The sequence below is a fragment of the Haloferax sp. Q22 genome (assembly GCF_001482285.1).
Taxonomy (GTDB): Archaea; Halobacteriota; Halobacteria; order Halobacteriales; family Haloferacaceae; genus Haloferax.
Window position 1 is genome coordinate 23614 of sequence record NZ_LOEP01000020.1, and the last position, 17855, is coordinate 41468.

The 17855-nt window shown below is 58.5% G+C and carries 16 protein-coding genes; 1 reads left to right on the forward strand and 15 read right to left on the reverse strand.

Annotated elements, in window-relative coordinates:
* Positions 1 to 189: 189 nt before the first annotated feature.
* From AM590_RS08980 to AM590_RS09010, 9 genes are all read right to left on the reverse strand, one after another.
* Positions 190 to 1182 carry a hypothetical protein gene (locus tag AM590_RS08980; RefSeq protein ID WP_058827183.1) on the reverse strand — a complete coding sequence of 331 codons (993 nt, stop codon included), beginning with the start codon at positions 1180 to 1182 and terminating at the stop codon, positions 190 to 192.
* A gap of 129 nt (positions 1183 to 1311) precedes the next feature.
* A complete protein-coding gene (locus AM590_RS08985) occupies positions 1312 to 2202 on the reverse strand; it encodes a hypothetical protein (RefSeq protein ID WP_058827184.1) in 891 nt (296 codons plus the stop codon).
* A 63-nt stretch (positions 2203 to 2265) separates the two neighbouring features.
* Positions 2266 to 2712, reverse strand: coding sequence for a hypothetical protein (locus AM590_RS21370; RefSeq protein WP_082677699.1), 447 nt, complete (start codon positions 2710 to 2712; stop codon positions 2266 to 2268).
* Complete coding sequence (locus AM590_RS08990; protein WP_058827185.1) at positions 2713 to 3240, reverse strand: winged helix-turn-helix domain-containing protein; 528 nt, start codon at positions 3238 to 3240, stop codon at positions 2713 to 2715. It lies immediately after the preceding gene.
* Positions 3241 to 3496: 256 nt separating this feature from the next.
* Entirely contained in the window at positions 3497 to 4414 is a 918-nt protein-coding gene (locus AM590_RS19870) for a transcription initiation factor IIB family protein (protein WP_082677700.1), read from the reverse strand.
* Between the two features lie 169 nt (positions 4415 to 4583).
* Entirely contained in the window at positions 4584 to 6557 is a 1974-nt protein-coding gene (locus AM590_RS08995) for a DUF262 domain-containing protein (protein WP_172795783.1), read from the reverse strand.
* A gap of 30 nt (positions 6558 to 6587) precedes the next feature.
* On the reverse strand, positions 6588 to 7484 hold the full coding sequence (locus tag AM590_RS09000) for a DNA-binding protein (RefSeq protein WP_058827187.1): 897 nt from the start codon (positions 7482 to 7484) through the stop codon (positions 6588 to 6590).
* 885 nt (positions 7485 to 8369) lie between these two features.
* Positions 8370 to 9755 carry a hypothetical protein gene (locus AM590_RS09005; protein ID WP_058827188.1) on the reverse strand — a complete coding sequence of 462 codons (1386 nt, stop codon included), beginning with the start codon at positions 9753 to 9755 and terminating at the stop codon, positions 8370 to 8372.
* A gap of 1 nt (position 9756) precedes the next feature.
* Positions 9757 to 13194: an EVE domain-containing protein gene (locus AM590_RS09010; protein ID WP_058827189.1), complete on the reverse strand. Its 3438-nt coding sequence runs from the start codon at positions 13192 to 13194 to the stop codon at positions 9757 to 9759.
* Positions 13195 to 13389: 195 nt separating this feature from the next.
* On the opposite strand from AM590_RS09010, the gene AM590_RS09015 reads away from it, so the two are divergent.
* On the forward strand, positions 13390 to 14313 hold the full coding sequence (locus AM590_RS09015) for a helix-turn-helix domain-containing protein (protein WP_058827190.1): 924 nt from the start codon (positions 13390 to 13392) through the stop codon (positions 14311 to 14313).
* Positions 14314 to 14391: 78 nt separating this feature from the next.
* Here AM590_RS09015 and AM590_RS09020 read toward each other — a convergent pair whose 3' ends face one another.
* The 6 genes from AM590_RS09020 to AM590_RS09035 form a co-directional block, all read right to left on the reverse strand.
* Positions 14392 to 14901 (reverse strand): hypothetical protein, encoded by a 510-nt coding sequence (locus AM590_RS09020; RefSeq protein WP_058827191.1) that lies wholly within the window; start codon positions 14899 to 14901, stop codon positions 14392 to 14394.
* On the reverse strand, positions 14898 to 15491 hold the full coding sequence (locus AM590_RS09025; RefSeq protein ID WP_058827192.1) for a helix-turn-helix domain-containing protein: 594 nt from the start codon (positions 15489 to 15491) through the stop codon (positions 14898 to 14900). The genes AM590_RS09020 and AM590_RS09025 overlap by 4 nt, the downstream gene beginning before the upstream one ends.
* Positions 15492 to 15541: 50 nt before the next feature.
* Positions 15542 to 15877, reverse strand: coding sequence for a hypothetical protein (locus tag AM590_RS19885; protein WP_082677701.1), 336 nt, complete (start codon positions 15875 to 15877; stop codon positions 15542 to 15544).
* Entirely contained in the window at positions 15877 to 16167 is a 291-nt protein-coding gene (locus AM590_RS20820; protein ID WP_058827193.1) for a hypothetical protein, read from the reverse strand. Before AM590_RS20820 ends, AM590_RS19885 begins: the two co-directional genes overlap by 1 nt.
* A 123-nt stretch (positions 16168 to 16290) precedes the next feature.
* A complete protein-coding gene (locus AM590_RS19895; protein ID WP_082677704.1) occupies positions 16291 to 16713 on the reverse strand; it encodes a hypothetical protein in 423 nt (140 codons plus the stop codon).
* 574 nt (positions 16714 to 17287) lie between these two features.
* Entirely contained in the window at positions 17288 to 17584 is a 297-nt protein-coding gene (locus AM590_RS09035; protein WP_058827194.1) for a hypothetical protein, read from the reverse strand.
* Positions 17585 to 17855 lie beyond the last annotated feature (271 nt).

Below are 17855 nucleotides of genomic sequence, written 5' to 3' on the forward strand. Positions count from 1 at the left end.
CACAGTGCATTCCATAGATGCGCTTGCGTGCGAATTTTCACTTGTGACATCAGAAGGACGTGGCTTTCTTCTCGAACTTCCGTAACGAGGGGTGCTTACTGGCAACGGTGGTGTGTTCTTAACCAACGACGCGGGGAAAGACACCAGCGTTGGTTAAGGAGAAGTTGAAGTCCGATTCGGCCACTGTCGTTATGACCGCGACCCGACCTCGGTGCCGGGTTTGAACTCGGTCAACTCCTCGATGCGCTGTTCGAGTTCGTCGACTTCCTGGCGGAGTTCCTCGGCGTCGGGATCGTCGCTCAGCGCGAGCTGGTCCTTCAGCCCTTGCAGCCGTGTTTCCTTGCGCTCTACGTCGACGTCGGCCTTGCGCACATACTCGCTTTCTTCGATCTCGTAGACCTCAGTCTCTGGGAGATCGGTCACGTCCAGGGCTTCGTCGACTTTCTTGCGATCGACGGCCATGATGCGCTCGCGAGGAATCCCCGCCGTTTCGAGCACGCCGATGACCTCGTCGTCGTCTTTCAGCGAGCGATTGCGGCGGCTTGTCCGCTGGACCGACCCGTATTGGCCGTGGACCGGCTGGTCGTGGTGGAGTCGCCCAAGGAGCACCTCACGCACGTCCTGTCGGAGGTCGCCGGCGTTTCGCTGGACGTCCGAGAGTAGCGTATAGAGGTTGATGAGCGCCGGCGTCTCACCGTCCTCGAGCGCCGTTGGGTCGTGGCGTTCGAGCGCGTCGATCAAGAGGAGCATGTCGGCATAGATGGGAAGATCGGGTTCCGTGCGGTCTGCCGCATCGTCTTGGTCATCAGGTGACTGACCGGATGCCCCGGTGATGAGCTGGGAGGTCGTCGGCTCGTCGGTTTCGGTGAGCGTGCCTGCTCGGTTGTTGATCTCGTAGCGGGGATGGAGACTGAGCACGGCCGCGTACGGCTCCGCGTCCGGGGGCAGGCGTTGGAGATCGAAGGTGCCGCCAGCGTCGGTAATGCGCTCGGCCAGGGTTTCGAACTGCTCGCGGTGGAGCGGCTGTGCGTTACCTGAATCGCCGAACTCGATGACGATGCGGTACTCCTGAATGTCGGTGAGGTGGAACCGCGTTTCCGACAGTGGCGTGATGAGTGTCGCATCCGCAGCGAGTGCGTCACACTCGTCAAGGAGCGTCCGCCAGCTTGCGGTAAAGGGCATAGTAGCTCTTGGTCGTATCGCGGGAAAACTGCTCGGCCCTGTTCGTGCTCGACACCGGTCTTCTGGAACGCTTTGACTCGCTGCTGGCAGTTACCCAACAACAGCCCAATGCGCAGGTGGCGTTGGTTACTAATCTGCTTTCGGATCCGGCCCGTATCGGGGTGTTCCGCACCACTGACACTCCCACATGGACTGTTCGGCCCACTCGTCGTCAGGGACGGCTTCGAATTTCAGGAATCGATGCGCAGTCTCCTCACCGCAGTCCCGACACACGAGCTGTTTCCTGTTCGAACTCTCGCGTCGTGGGCTCTCGCTACTGATTTCTTCGACGGATTGTTGGACCGCAATCGCTGGCACGAGCCAGACACCGTCGTCTGCGTCCGTGAGGAGGGTCGCAAGGCGAGTCTCATCACGAATCCCACTCCCGGTTTCGTCGTAGAGGAACGTCGCGTGCTCACCGTCGTGAGGCGACTGCGTCGTGTCTGTCCATGTCGTCCGCTCCCGCGCCGCCGCGAGCACCTGTGCGCCGCTCTCTGATGTTACCTGTACCGCTGGGGGGAGCGAGGGCCACTGATCGGTTAGCTGTGCGGCGGGCTCTGCATTGAGGTCGTAGAGCAGCTGGCAGTCGTCAACTACTGGATCTCTGTCAGCCTTCGGGAGGAGCGTGGCTGCAGCAGCACCCTTCGCGACGGCGGCGTAGAACGTCGACGCCTCGACGAGCAGATGGACGACGTGGAGTAGTGTCCATTCAGTATCCGGGGCGCGACTATCGTCGCTAGCTCCATCGAGATGGTTTGAGAGGCAGAACCGACACTTGGTACGGTTCGCAGGAATCGACGAACTGCACGAGGAACATTCGCTCCGTGTCGATTTCGTTCGATCTGGATACGAATCCGGCCCCTCTCTTCGCTGTCCCTCTGATCGCCCAGCGTTCCCTCGTCCAGAAAGCTCGTCGTCGGGAACGCGAGTCGCTTCACCAAGTGGTCGTAGTTCCTCAAAATCAGAGTAGTGGTTCGTCATCTCTTGTGAATGGCTTCCCTCGTAATGGTATTTGAACTCATGCTCCCCTTCTTCACGAAATCACTATGACGACCATAGTGTCTCTATGCGTTGCTCTATCGCCCTGAGGATGGTGGAGTATACTTCGAGTGGATGGAGCGACGGGAGTTCGAGGTCGGTAATTTCGGTAGCAGACGGTGGCTTGTGGAAGTGCAACCGTGTGTTGTGCGCGTTCGGGTGCCGGTCCCAGCGACATTCCCAGCGTTTCCCGTCCTCGTGCTCTTCGACGTAGTGGACTGAGAAATCACCAGTCGTGAACCATCGGATATCGAGACGGGCTGCTGTTACTGTGTCAGGATATCGTCCAGCGTCGAGCAGTCCACGAAGCAGTCGAGGTTCGTATGAATCCGGGTCGAACGCAGTCTCGGCGATGAGCGAATCCGACGACAGGTGTCGCTCCAGCAGACGCAGTGTTTGTCGATCCGGTGGGCCTGTCGAGTGGGGGTCCGAATCCTCCGGTGGCTGGCTCATTTAGGCCGGAATCAGATGCCCGTCGTTCTGGGAGAGCTGGCGAGCAAGTTCGTACAGCCTGATATCCCGAATCACGCCCTGCCACTCGCTGATGGCGGTCATCCGATCGTGGATGGTTTCGTGACTATCGTGATCAAACACGTTGACAGCCGTTGGGTCTGTCGTCTCGAACTGCGCTTCGTATTCCGTTCGCTGGGCTTCAAGCGCCTCCACGCGGTCGATGATCGCTTCGATAGAGAGCTCGGTTGCGATTCGACTGGCGTCCTGCCATTCGAGATACCCCTCGTTACGTTCGTATGTCGCCGGGCGGCTGTCTCTCTCGGCTCGAGCGATGCCCATCTCAGCCAAGCGATCGAGGTGCTTTTTCGCGGCATTCGGAGAGCAGTCCGCAAGCTCAGCGATATCGGTGTAGGCAGTTGGAGAGGTAACGCCGAGGACAACGTCGTAGACGCGACCAAACGTGTCTGTCCCCGTCTGCCACCGGCGCTGAGTATCGTCGGACGTGGGGGCCGGATCGAACTCGGTCATACCTATCTGTAGGCGGCTACTCTCAATATATCTTTGGATTCTTCAAATATATGCGAATGGGTGCTGTGTTGAGTTACTGGGAAGGCAGGGCCAGTGTTGTTAATCACGTAGTCTTGCGACTGCCTTTCCGACCTGTCGGACGTGTTGACTCCGTTCCAGATCTAACTCCTCGGCGAGATAATCGACCGTCTCTGTGAGCGTCATGGTTGAGTAACTCATCTCTCAGCGTATGAAGTTGATGCCGTTGCAAGCCGGCTCACGCCGCGTTGAGTTCGTCTCTTCTCGCACGAACTGTTACAGCTGACATCCCTGCAGCATCCGCAACTCTCTGCTGTGTGAGTGACCTTCCGTGTTCCTGTGCAGCTTTGTATATGCAGGCCGCCGCGACACCACTCGGACGACACCCGTTTGAAATAGTGGTTTCTTGGTGGTGCTTCGAGAGTGCCACTGCTCGACGCCGGATGGCGTCTGAAATGCCAAGATCTGACGCGAGACGGGGGATGAATTCACTCGGGCGAACCGGCTGGGTCGGGAGCCCAAGTTCTGTATTCAGCGTCTTGTACGCATTCGCGACTCTCGATTGTTCGACGCGTGCTGTGTCGACGATGTCGTCGAGTAACCGTGTGTGGCCGTTACAGCGACAGGCCCCGTGGACGCTTGCTGCCGCAATTGCCTCGATTGATCGGCCTCGAAGCAGGTCTTCGTTCTGAGCGCTCCGGAATAGCTGACACGCCTGGTCACGGACCGAATCTGTAAACTCGAGGGCACTGGCGATTCTTCGTACTTCACCCAGCCCGTGTGCGAGGTTTCGCTCGGCTTTCGACTGGAACCGACCACGATTCTGTTCCCGGCGCATTCGGGACAGTCGCTGGCGCTTTCGTCCATTGAGTTCGTTCCCGTTCGCATCTTTCCTGCGACCGATCTCCGTCGACAACCCTCGGTCGTGACGCGCCGCAGTCAGTGGAGCGCCCGTTCGCTTTCGCTGGTCCTGATCGTGAGTTCTCCATTCCGGACCGCGGTCGATTCGTTGTTCGTCAATAACGAGTCCACAGTCCTCACAGATGGTTTCAACGCTGTTCATCCTCACTTCGCCCTTACACTCGGGACACGGCGTGGTTCCGTCGTTTGGTACGTCCTCGTCGAATCCGTTCTGGTAGATGTCTCTCGTCGCCATTGGTAGTTCGCGAGGTATCTTGTCTGCACCCCGCACCCCTCTCAGGGGGAAATAAACAGCCGCGGACATGGCGGTGTGTGGATGTCTGCTGAACCAATTGGGGAGCTTCGGCGACCGGCCTGTAACAGTCCCTGGCTTCGTACTGAGCGCTGGTTAGTTGCGTACTCCGTCAGGTCTCCGAGATGCCGAGCCGTCTCCGTACTTCGTCCAGCACCGCCCGCTCTCGCGCCTGGATGAAACTATCGAAATCGTCGTTCCAGAGTGCATCCACGCCATCCGCAGGGATGAGGTGCTCGGCGAGCCGTTCTTCGACCGACTCGTCCGCTGTCGCCTCGATGTCGCGGAGGTAGTCGCTCGGTTTTCGGTTACTGATCTCCGTACGATTGGTCTCGTCGAGGATGAGCGCCCGATTGAGAATCGAGTGCTTGCGCTCGCCCGGGAGCGACAGCCCCTCCACGTTCTTCGGGAAGATGTGGTGGTCGTCTATCTGCGACGCATTGTACGTCCCCAGCCGCCGGCCTGTGTGGAAGTCCTTGGGGTTGTTGAGGCCAAACAGCCCGAGAATGGCCTTATATCGGCCACCCTGCGTGACGCTCTGGAGGTCGAGGGCGTTCGAGACAAAGTCCTCGTCCACCGTTCGGATACGTTCGGGCAAATCGCTGTCGTCCGCGAACCAGGCGCGCATTTCGCGGTAGTCCTGCGACATGATGGTATCAGAGGAGCCACTGTAGTCCCGTGAGAGGGCCGCCGACCAGTACCATCGGACGAGGCGATCGTTGAACGCCGGTTCCTCGAGCGTCTCGGTGAACCGTTCGTCGTACTCCCAGAGGAGCGCGGCCAGTACTGACAGGATGGTAGTGTTCGGAATGAATCCGTTCTTGATGGCGCCGAAGTCGTGCGTGCCGGTATTGATGATTCGCTGGCGGGCGGCCTCGCTGTACTCGATTGCGGTGTCCCACAACTGACGGAACTCGCCGACGGTCTCTACGGGCACCTCAACGCGACTGTCTCCTGGGGTGTCCCGACGTTCGACTTCGGTGCCGGGGATGAGCTGATAAATGTACTTCGAGGAGCAATACTCGCGCTGGCGCAGCGCAATGGTCTTCAGCACGTTCGTGCTCATCGAGTTGTCGACGGCCTTCAGCTGGTCATGGCCCGTGAGCTCGTCCCACTCCTTGCGGAGGGCGATGCCCTCCGGGTAGAGGAATGCGTTCATCAGGTCGAATGTCGACAGCGTCATGCCCTTCTTGTTGATCCGTGTGAAAATTTCGCAAACTTCCTCTAGCTTTGCCGTGTCGAGGATTTCGACGGAGAAGCGGTAGTTCAGAATACGATCGAAGATACCGTTGAACTCCCGGTAGAGGTTCATCTGACTCATCTCGTTGACCGGGTGTCTTGGCTCGCTCCGCCGGTCGTGGTACTCCGTGAGACATTCCTCGAAGGTTTCCGAGTTCCGGAACTCGGCGTCCCGGAGTAGGCAGAGCGGGAACAGGCCCTGCTCGGGCAGCAGGTCGGGAAGCCGCTTCTTGAAATCTGCCGTGTCACGAGGATTGAGTCGGTACTCGTACTCGACGGCCCCGTCGTACTCTTCCCGAAGACACGCGTCCATATCGAGGAAGAAGTAGTAGTACGACTTCCGGCTGGGGAAGGTCATCGCCGGTGAGTGAAGAGCGTAGTAGATCGACGAGAGCCGCTGTTGGCCGTCGAGAATGGCGTAGTTCGGGCTGTCGGCAAGCCGGTCTTCCGGGACGCCCTCGACGACGTCCCACATCTCGCCGCTCCCGTTGTAGTATTCCAAATCCCAGAGGAGCAGTGTCCCAGTGTAGTACTCGTCGAGGACGGAGGCGAAGAGGTCAGAGACCATCCCTGGGTCCCACTCGAAGCCACGCTGGAAGTGCGGGATAACGTAGTTCCCGTCGTCGATCTCGTCCAGCATTCGCTCCGTCGGTCGCTTGTCCTGTGTCATGTCATACCCGCTCCGATCATATGATGCAGAGGTTCCGGTGGGAGCATAAACCTCGGCCTGGTTGGTCAGCAGACGATCGGGTACCGGTTGGCTTCCGAAGCGAGGTCGTGGCTGCGCGCGCAGCGCAGCGAGCACGGAGCGGAGGGTGGGGAGGTGGGGCCTGGGTCGGTCCGGCACGGAGCAAAAAAAGAAGACCGCGACGACCGGCTATTCCCACCACCGACCGCGCTCAGGGAAGTGAACGGTGCTCCACCCAGTCAGAGCCACGGAGACGCGTCCATTGTACCAGTTCTTCGCCGCTCCGTGAATGCGAACCGTCTCACCCTCCTCGATCCAAGGTTGATTCGATTTCTCCCAGACAGTCACCTTCGTTCGCCCGCTTTCGTCCTCGATGAGTCCAACTTGCTGAATTGCCGGCGAGTCGCTTTCCCACAGCTGGGTCACAGTACCTTCGATGCTCACCTCTTTGCGATTGACGTCCTCGAGCTTTCCGATGGGAACCACCTGCCCCGGCGCCGTCTGCAACTCCTCAAACACCCCGACAACCGCGCTCATCAGGTCTTTCCCACCGACGACGGCTTCACCCAGCCGCCGACCAATCGCCGCTCGCGACCAGCCATCCAGTTTCTTTGCCAGCCGCATCGACTGCTTGTTCACCGCCGCCAACTGCTCCTGCGTGAGTTCTGCACGAGGATCACCTCGTTCCGGGTCAGCCATCGGGTTCACGCTCGCCGCCCGCTTCTGGAACTTAGCACGCCGCTCAGCGCTCCGCTTCGCCGCGATGTCTCGCGTCCGCTTCTCCCGACCTTCCTGCGTCCCCAGCTCTGCTTGGGCACTGATTCGCTCCAGCTCAGCCTCTCGCGCACGAATGCGCTCTTCCTGTTCGAGGGTCGCACCGTAGATCCGCTCGTCACTGGTGTCGACCATCCCGTCCGGGTGGTTCGCATCGACTTTTGCCTGCACCTCCATCTGCACCGTCGCCTGGAACTCAGGCGTCTCATCGACGACCTCGAAGCCATCTTCGTCAACCGCCGATTTGTCCGCTTTTTCGAATGCCTGTTCATCGACCGAAACCTCATTACCAAAGACGTTCTTACTCGACATTGGAGTTCAGCTCCTGAAGGCGCTCAGCGCCCGACACCGCGATGCTACTACATCGCGGTTCTTCGACGACACCGACCGACAGAACCATCTGCGCGCTCTCGCTCGCGCCTTCGCGAGCGCCCCCTGGGGCGCGAGCGAGAGCGCGCCATAGGGAGGCCACCCACCCAGCACCGCGCGCCGACCCGCCCGGAGCGAGCGTCCAGCGGAGTAAGCGTGGGGGGTGAGCAGCCACGCCGCGCAACCCCCCGCGGTTACCCGCTGGCGTCGAGACCAGATTCATTTTAGCCCGGAACGGACGCGGGCGGTGCGGAGAGCGCCCGCATGCCCGGAATGGTCGGTCGCGAGCGACGCGGAGGGCGGCAGCGGCGAGCGGGGCGGGCCATAGAGAACCACCGTTCAACCACTCTCGACGCTCAGTAACCCAGCCGACATCCTGGCGGACTCAGAAAGGGCGAGGCCGTCTCGGTCGTCCCCCGGCCCCGCAAGCACCGCAGGCACGAGGAGCGCAGCGTGGGTCGCGGGATGCCGAGCGGCCGAGGGCTTTCGGAGATGATACTCTCGGTCAACGTTCCAATTTCTCCAGAGGCCAGCCGGCGGTCGTCCCGAAACAAACACTGTTGGCCGACACGCGAAAGGGGTTCTCAGAGATCGTATGGGACGCCGGCCCCAGTCCAGATTCAGTTGGTCATTCTTTCGTCGGTGCCTCGAGATAGGTCTCAAGCCTTCTGGCGCAGATAGACGTTCATTCGCCAATAACTCCGACTTGTGAACTGTTCCCCAGATTAACCAACATTATTCCATATTAGCTATTTGTGTTGGTTAATACGGGATGTTCCAGCTGCATAGACAGAGAGCCAGTATCGTCGTGCCCGATCTCAAAGTGAATTACAGTACTTGACCGACCGAGTCAGAGTACTGGATAATCTTGATCTCATCCGGTGACTGTGCCTCCTGACCCAAATCGTCTGTAAACAGGAGTCCACGCACCGAGACAGAGTCAAGCACGTCTTCCGGAGCTTCGACGTATGCCCCCGTCTGAGAGCGCTTGACGAACGCCATATACTCCAGTAATTCACGCAGTCCTGTCGCAACGTAGCCGATATTTTGTGTGTACTTCACCTCGCCGACGAACACATGTGCAAGTTCGAACTCACCCGTCTCGTCCCGATCATAGCGTTCGAGCAGGATATCTGGGCGACCACCCCAGAGTGCATCGCTCCCGCTGTAATCGAGAAGGTCTTGCGAGAGCGACTTCCACCGCGTAAGTACTTGGTTCAGCCGGAAGAGATACCCATCCGGCTCCGCCGCATCTGGATCTAACGACTCTCGAAACGTAAGGGACTCACCAGTCGCGTCATGCGAGATCACAAACCGCGACCCGTCTTGTTCCCACGTCGCGACAGTCGAGGGATCGTTACGCCAGTGCGTCAGTACTCTGTACTCGACGGCATCATATGCGTCGAGGATACGGAAGATCCAGTAGAGTTCAAAGAGGGTCTCCGTTTCCTCCGGTGCGATGACCGTATGAGACAAGATGTCGTGAGCCTCGTCACTGTCGAGTTCTTGGTTCATCAGGCGGCGATAGCGATCCAAGAGGATGGCGGCATCACGGTAGAACGCCGACCGGGACCGCTTCACCGATTCGATTGTCCGGTCGGTCACGTCCTTATCGGCTTCTTCGATACGCTGGAGGTAGATATTCCGTTCATAGATTCGGTTGAGCTTGGCCGCTGCGGACTCCGGACTCCGGATCGCGGCATCAGTTGGTTTGACCCACTCTGACAGCCACTCGTAGCCATCTGGATTCTCGACAGCCGGTTGCAAGTCGGTATGGACGATCTCGTGGACGATTCGCAGTAGTCGCTTCAGGACGAGGTTCTCGTCGACGTCGTAGCGTTCTTCGGACTGCCGGCAGACGAAAAGTGGTTCGTCGAAGCGGCCAGCTCGTGCCCGTCGCTTTGTCGTTCCCGGCCAGTCGATCCGGCCACGAATCTCACCTCGCTGTTCAACCGAGGTCGCTGAGACGGTCGTTTTCATCTGTCGGATACGGTCCTCTAACGTCCGCATGAAGTCGAGTACACCGACGGCCTCGTCGGTGTCACCAGTGTCCGTGAGGACGAAGTGAATCCGTAGCAGTGTCTCAATATCATCGACGTCGAGGTCCGGGTGGGCAGTGTCGATGACGCGGTCGAATCGAACGCCTTTCCTAAGGTACGTGTGGAAGTCATTAGCAATGTCCGCGAGGAGCGCCTGACTCGATGTTTTCGGCATCCTACTCACTCCCTGACTCCAGGTCGACCTGGAAGAAATCGCTGGCAGTCGGCCAGAGTTCGTTCTGGTCATCGGCCACGATCGCGTCGAGCTCGTCGAGGACATCTTCGAGTTCGCCCCGTCGCAGCCCTTCCAACTGGGGGAACACGTACATGATGATGGGTGAGACGTAATCCGCATCCTCGACTGTCGGCGTCGAAGCGACGTACGTATAGATATCCTCGATGATGGCCGGTCCGATCGCACGTTGTTTGTTGACGGCATACCAGAGCCGACCGACCGGCTCAAAGTGTTGCTCAGCTTCGGGCACGTCCCCACCAGCCGACCAGACAGCGACGTATTCCCCGACGAGCTGTGCAAGCTTCGACTCACCGTCGGCAGTTTCCTCCTCGGGTGTTGGGAGGGTGGGAATCCCAATAGGGATAAATGCCCAGCGTCGCATGAATGCATAGCTCATCTCATACAGCGACGTCTTATCGAGCGTGTTCATCGTTGCGAGCATTCGCCAATCGTCCGGGATGTAGAATCGACTCGGACGGACGGTCGTGTCTGTCCTCGAAGAGTCAAGGATCTCAATCGGGTCGCCATTGGAGCCGTCGAATGGAAGGGTGACACTCTCGCCAGTGAGCGCGGAGAATAGCGAGCCGAACGCCTTGTCGATGTCCGCGCGATTGAGTTCGTCGATGATCAGCCACTCGTTTGCAGGTGTCCCATCAGTATCGGCCTGGAAGCGATCGAGCACGACACCGGGCTGGAATTCGAGCGTGTTCTCAGCGGTCGTCTGATAACCACCGACGGTGTCGAACGTCGACCAGTCAGCGGACGCAGTCACTATCTCGTAGTCACTCTCGCCGACGGTCGCCTCACACACCTGCCGTGCTAGCTTCGTCTTCCCTGTCCCCGGTGGACCGAAGAACAGGACGTGATTCCCGCTCTCAAGAGCGCGCTGAACGCGCGACTCGATGGTATCCCACTCCTGCTCGGGGAAGTACAGTGGCCCCGAGTCGACAGTAACGCCCTCTGAGAGCGCCGCTATATCGTCGGTGTGATCGTCGAACGTGACCTGTGTCCCGAGTTCGAGGATTCGATCGTACTCCGCTTCGGTGAGTTCCGTGATTATCGAATTGTTTTTACTCTGGATAATCTCGCTTTTTGCCAGTTGACGGTCGTCAACGACTTGCTCCCATGTTGCCCCATCGAGGGCCGAGTCCCATTCGATCGTAATGCCTTCGATCTCTCTGCCGTGCTCTTCTGAGTACTCTTCGTGGAGGCCTTCGGAGACGTGGGCTTGTGCGACGATCGCCCTGGTCGGCGCCACCTGATAGAGGAGCACCTTGTCACCCGGTCGGGCGAGCTTGTACGCCTCGAGATTTAGCCGTGGAGATCCGGAGGGACCAATCGTCGCATAGAATGCAGTGGCACCATCTTCATGGCGGAACATTTCCTCGTTCACCCAGAAGTATCGGGTCGACGAATCCGGTCGGTCGATGGGTGCCAACTCCTCAAGTGCTAAGATAGTCTCGTACTCGTGCGGAGAGAGTTCGAACAGGCTCCCTTGGGCCCGATTTCGGATCGGAGAGGCTTCTTCGAGGTCAGGAAGGTCGGTGAGCTGCTCCCATGTAATCGGTTCCACTCGCCGATCGTACTGAATCGTGATTCCATCGATTGCCCCGCCATACTCCTCTTTCGTCTCTTCGTGCAATCCCTCGACGATCGTGCCTTCGGCAACGATGGCCTTCACAGGATTCGACTCGTAGAAGACGACCCGGTCGCCCGGCGATACGGATTCGAATGCGCCGACGATACGCCGCTTGTTCCCGTTCGAGTTGGTGGCAGTGTAAAATATCTCACCACCGTGTGCGATACTGTCGACTGACCAGATATCGGGGTTCGCCGTAATCCAGTAGTAGTCCGGACCAGTCATGCCCCCAAGGAGATGCTCAGCTGCAGCGTCGGTCAAACGACTTAGATAGGTCTGCGTGACCTTGCCGTTGCTGTCGAGGGGGTAGTATTTCTCGCCGCGGACGTCGTCACGCATCAAGTAGTCGCGTACCTCGTCGATCGACTGCGGTTCGTCGAACTGTTCGAAGTCAACGTCGACACGATAGCGGCTCTCTCCGTTTTGTTCGATTTCAGATACTTCTGAGGTGACGGTTGAATATCCGATGATCTCCGGGCGGTGATAGTGAATCATCGTGTCACCGACATCGAGTACGGTGAGGTCGTGGTGCCAGACATCGTCGACAGACGCCTCGAGATATTCGTTCTCAATCTCGTCACGGTTCGTCTGCGTCACCCAGTAGACCGACGACTCTCCATCTGTTGGTCGCTGTTTTATGTCGAGAATTCTCTCATACAGTTCAATTGCTGCATCAGACGGTTCGTCTTCGATACTCTGATCATCGACTTTATCGATGATATTGAACAGCTGGTCAACTTCAAATCGAATCGGGACGGTAACACCGTGGTCTGCGTCCCTCGTCGCGTAGCCGACGATCCGTTCGTACGTTGCGAGGAATTCGGTGAAATACTGCTCCCCTTCGGCGTACGAACGGGGATCCTCATAGCCGAAGAACGTAAGCCCGTTCGTCGATGCAGCGTTCAGTATTGGGTGGTCGTCAATGTGGAGAGAGCCGAAGAGTTCTCGGACGGTCGTCCTTCCGCCTAGAGAATCCTCCCATTTATCGTTGTACTGGTCGGCATTGCGTATCTCCTCGATAAGACTCGCGAGATCATCGATAGATCCACTCCACTTATTCAGAATCTGGGTCGCTTGCCCTCCCTGGATGGCGGAATGCATCTGATTCCACATCGCTTTGAAACGCTCAGGCGTGGGGTTTGCAATGAACTTGTCTGCGCGTTTGGGGATCACATCCGTCCGGTTGTGTCCTTCTAGGTCAAATTCAGCACCTGATGGTATCGTTTGCACGACATCTCGCCACTGCTCAAGAATCGCTCGTTGCTCAGCAGTCAGTGACGGACCCAGAATCTCGTTCTGAACGATGGCAGTGTACACCCGGTCAAGATCGTCGTCGTCCGGGCCATCTGCTGAACTCACTGTGCGGGGCGGTGCGTAACTCGTGGGATAGTCTAAAGCGCGATTGACCGTCCCTCTATCATAGCCTTCGGTCGGATTGTACCATCGCTCCCAGTCAACCGAGACGTGATACTCCGTGCTTTCATCGCTGGGGACGACCTTCCGGTCGGGATCTGTGATCGCTGACTCGTCCCATGGTTCGGTGACCGTCCCTGCAGCAATGTACTGTCCGGAGGGCTGATCGTACAAGAGAATGTGGTCACCAGCGTCAAGCGAACGGAGTTGTTCACCGTATTCTTCAGGCCCATATGTGGCCACGACACCGAGCTCATTGAACAATCGAGAGAAGTCGACATCCGGCTCGTTCTGCCGATTCGAGTGGACCAAATATGTATCAGGCATCGCTGTTCTGTGAACAGTCGAATATCAGAAACTTAAAATCTACCACAAGGTGTTCTGTGCCAATCTCGGTTCGGTGATCGCGGGATGCCGAGCGGCCGAGGGCTTTCATCCGTTATGCCTACGTCTCGACAGAACCGGGTCTGTGTTGCAAAACCCCGAAGTAATTTATATATTGGTTCGCTAGTATGCAACAGTATGCTCACAGAAGGTGAGGTTCGCGCCCTTACTGCCCTCCATGGTGAGCAAACGGTCTCTGACCTTGCAACGAATCTCGATCGGAGTCTCAGCTACACGTCAGAACTCGTCGAGCGGCTCGAAACGGCTGGCCTCGTCGAGACACGTCGACAGGGGAAAACAAAGCGGATTCGACTGTCGGACGCAAAGGCCCTCGAGTTACTCACGGGCCTCACGCAACAGTATTCACACATCGACTGGCCGGAGCTGTTGTCAGGGTCTGCTCTCCGTGTGTGCTACTTCCTCGATACCCCGCGGATCGCGACCGAACTCGCACGCCGCGCCGACGTCCACCGAAGCACCGTCCACCGTACACTTGCCCCGCTTCAGCATCGCGGACTCGTCTACCAAACCGACGACGGGGCGTACGCACTGAACGATGGCTTCGAACCGCTGAGCGTATTCGCTCGTGAGCTTGCCCATCACGTCCACCGCCAGACTGTCGAAGCACAGACCGACACGTACTCGATTCTGTGGGAATCGCTTGATGAGTTCCTTGTACAGACGACGACTGAGATCGCCGACGAACACTTCATTCCGACAGGCCCAGACCAGTTTCAGCGATACGGCCTCCCGCTGTTGGCACGTGACCGTCGGTACTACCTCTATTCGGAGACGACAGGCGATCTCTCCCCGGAGATGTTGTGCTGCCATATGCTCGTGATTGATTCCGGCCCACGAACGCAGTCATACTGCCTGCTCCTGCTCAGTCACGTCGACATCGATCGCGACGAACTCCGGTCCCAAGCCATCAAGTACGGCGTCGACGACGTCGTCGACGACCTCTACACGTATCTCGACACCAGCGGTGCCCAGCGGACGTCCCGACTTCCCGAGTGGGAGGACTTCCAGGAACTCGCTGACGAGTACGAGGTGACGCTATGAGGGCGAGGTTTGATCGCTCATACGGGGATGTTGAGCGGTCACAAATCTCGTAAGACGCGTCTTCTTCTGTTCTATCCCTCAGCTACGATTCGAAACCAGGTCTTCGATGAACCGGAACCCGTTCACGAACGTCACCGAGTCCCCGTAACCCTCGCTCGCGAGCACAGTTTCGGCCCCCTCGCCTGCCGCGATATCCGTCGTGTAGATGTAGACCTCAGTCACCACCCCTGCACTTAGCTGCTGGGCAGCCAGGGCCGCGAGTGCGGCGTCCGCTCGCTCGACGTCGTCGGCGGGCCGGTCGTCGGCGTTCGCGATGTACCGCTGGACTCCGTCCATGGCTCGCGAGACGATCGGCTCGGAGAACTCGAGCGGCGCTGCAACCGTCGCCCACCCCTCGTCGATTGCGTCGTCGACAGGCGGGGCTTCGATGTCGGGGTCGTCGACGGTCAGCTCCTCGTACACCCGTTCGGGGAGGACGAAGGTGACGTCGTTTCGGCGGGCGAATCGCCGAACAGCCCGGTAGCGACTGTTCGAGGGCTGGCCCATCGCGACGAACAGGCCGGTGTCGGCGATGTGGAGCCGGCTCACGTGTCGTCAGTGCCGTCGTCGATGTCCAACTCACCGAGCCCTGCGCCAGCCTCCTCGATATCGTAGTGCTCGTGGACGACGGGCCGGAGTGCTTGCAGAATCATCTCCGCGGCCAGCGGGGATATGTCGAGGTCCTCCGCCATCAGTCGGTGGGTCACCTCGCCGCGTTCGCGGGCGACCGCATAGGTGAGCGCTGTCGCGAGTTCGGCGACGCCGTGACGGTCGATGTAGGTGTCGATATCTGCGTTCGTCTCCCGGCGGCCGACCGCGTCGATGAGCGCCGGCGTGATCGTGTACTCGTGGTCGCCGGCAGTCGTCGTCACGGTCAGGTCGATTGCGCGGGCGGCGTACTGCCGGGGCTGCTCGTCCTGTGTAACTTCGACGACGCCGGTATCGACGAGCCGGTTCACGTAGCTGTAGGCCGTTCCCTGGGCGAGGTTGAGGTCCTCCATCACATCCTGGACGGTCGCCTCCCCCTCCTGGGCGAGATACGCGTACAGCTGAGCTAGCTGTGGCTCCTCCAGCAAGTCCGCGACCGAGAGGAAGTCACGGACGATGTCGCCGTCGGCGCGATTTGAGGTGCGTGACATGGGCCGTTCTTGATTACAGTTTACAGCGAATCAGTAAAGAGTGTTTTGGGTCACTCTGCCGGCGGTGTGACGAGGTGTCCCTCGAGGTCACGCGTCCAGTACGTTGCGGGCCCATGGGGACTACATCTCGCACACAGCTGTAGTGGACCTTCCAGGTGGCCGAGCTCGACACGGAACCGGGTGAGGGCTGCAAGCGCATCGACGACGAGCCCGCACCCGTCGCAGGCGTAATGGTCACGCTCGTCGGGATCGAGACTCGACTGGATCGCGCAGTCGACGCAGATCGGGTGTGTGACTCGTTCGTCTTTTCCCCAGGTATGTGCCTTCCCCACGTCTGTACCGGGAACCGCATCGCAGAAGGCACAGCCAGCAAGTGTCTGTTGCATCACTTTCCTCCCTCGTCGGTGTCGCGAGCGGCGGTCCAGCCTCGATGGAAGACTGCGAGTTGGAGTATCGAGTCGAATGCCTCGTCGCTTGGCTCGTGGACGAGGACCCGTTCGTCGGGGATGGGGGTGACGACGTCGTCGTCGACGAGGTCATTGACCAGAGAATGGGCTCTCCTCTCGTCAATATCCGCTACTGAGACGCGGGCGGCATCTTGATCCTGTGCAACGAGTTCCGCTTCAAACCGTTCGTGGTCGGCTGATGCATCGTCGAGTGCGTCTGTACCGGGCATGGGAATCACGTCGGCGCGTATTGACGCGCCTCGGCCTCTCAGGCGCGGACAAACTACTCGCTGCCATATCGTTAACCAACACTGCGGAAGACTGCGGTTCTGTGTTGGTTAAATCGTGGGGACTCAGAACTGATGAACGGGCTTCACGCGGAACGTATCTGGGTCAGTGTTCGGCATCTCACTGGTTCGATCCAAGGACGACCGTGAGAGTCGGTTGACCAACTCCTCACGAGTCGCTTCACGGCAGACTGTCGTTTCGTGCCAGCCGAGACGCTCGTCGAAATACCGCTTCTGGAATCGCTCGCCGACGTCGTCGACGGCGATGAACTGTGTCCGCTTCATGCCCGCTACACTCGTCGAGACGAACTCGGCTCCGACGTCTTCGTGAGTGAGTTCGACGAGTGCGCACTCGACAAATGAGACGATGCCAGTTGGACTTCTGCCGTGAGGGAGAGTCAGTTCGAGATCTGCCCACGGTTCTTCGCTCGGTTGCTCAGTGTGCTCGCTAGGGAGTCGTGATTGCTGTTGCTCGTGTTCGGATGACATGGTTGTTGAGTGGGTGCCTACGACAGCCCCCTCGTCCCTCTCGGGGGCGACAAACTCCACCGCGGATCGCACTCTCATCCAGTGAGTGAATTCTGATATACCGGCTAGAGGAAGTCGTCGTTTGATGGCCCCTCGGCCGGAGAGAGCCAGCGGCGTTTGCACCGGTGTACCCTAGCCTTCCTTTGGATGATTCTGGAGGTGCAGAGAGTGATGAAACGGGCTTAGATTTGGCAAAAAGCCCGTCGGGCAGTTCTCTGCCGGTGAAAATGCTCCCGACGAACTTCAAGACACAGTTATCTGGAATAATTGTGCTTGACGAGGTGGTGAAACCCTTGAATTCGAAATAATCACCATCACATCTTGATCGTACTCGGCCACGACAAATTCCAGCAGTTGGGGATGGTCTGCTTCGACTCGTAGAGGGCTAGCCTGTTTCGGTCGAATTCAGACAGTATAGGGCTTGAAAAGTGCATGACGGGGACAATGATCTCTCAGAACAGCCTATTCTGGACGATTGATAAAATAATTGGTGTTTCTACTATCGACGACGGAAAGAGGCGACTGGTCAAGCGGTCTAAAACAACGACCAGTCCTCCTCGAGATCTCCATCTGAAAAGAAGCCTTCCCCATCAGGAAACAAGGGGCTCGAATTATTTCTGGTATTCAAGCGGGGCAGACCTACCACTCCTTCGTGTGATTCCGCGAATCCATCCAGCCCGAACATCTCCTCACCGAACCCTGGTTCCACTGCCGGATCCTCAATCGATACACTACCCTCCCAATCGAACGCTCCAAAACTGGATTCTGCCTGTTCACCAGCCTCGAACGCTGATTCCTTGGACTCGTCGAACCCCAGATCGAAATCGTCCATGCCAAAGCGATCGGCGTCCCACTGTGGCGGCTCCCACCGTGGCGGTGAATAATCGAGTCCAACGTCGGCTGTCGACTCACCGACTGCCTCCGAATCTTGCGTACGGAATGCTTCTTCGGTGAGTGGATTCCTTCCAAGAGGGGTCAGGTCGTCGTAGGATTCCCTGCCAGTCGCAGCCCTGTTCTGAGGGTGTCATAGAACGATTAGCACACCAAAGAGCAGGGTGAATGCTGAGGTGGAATGAGCTCAGCGACCCTGCAAGATGATCCTT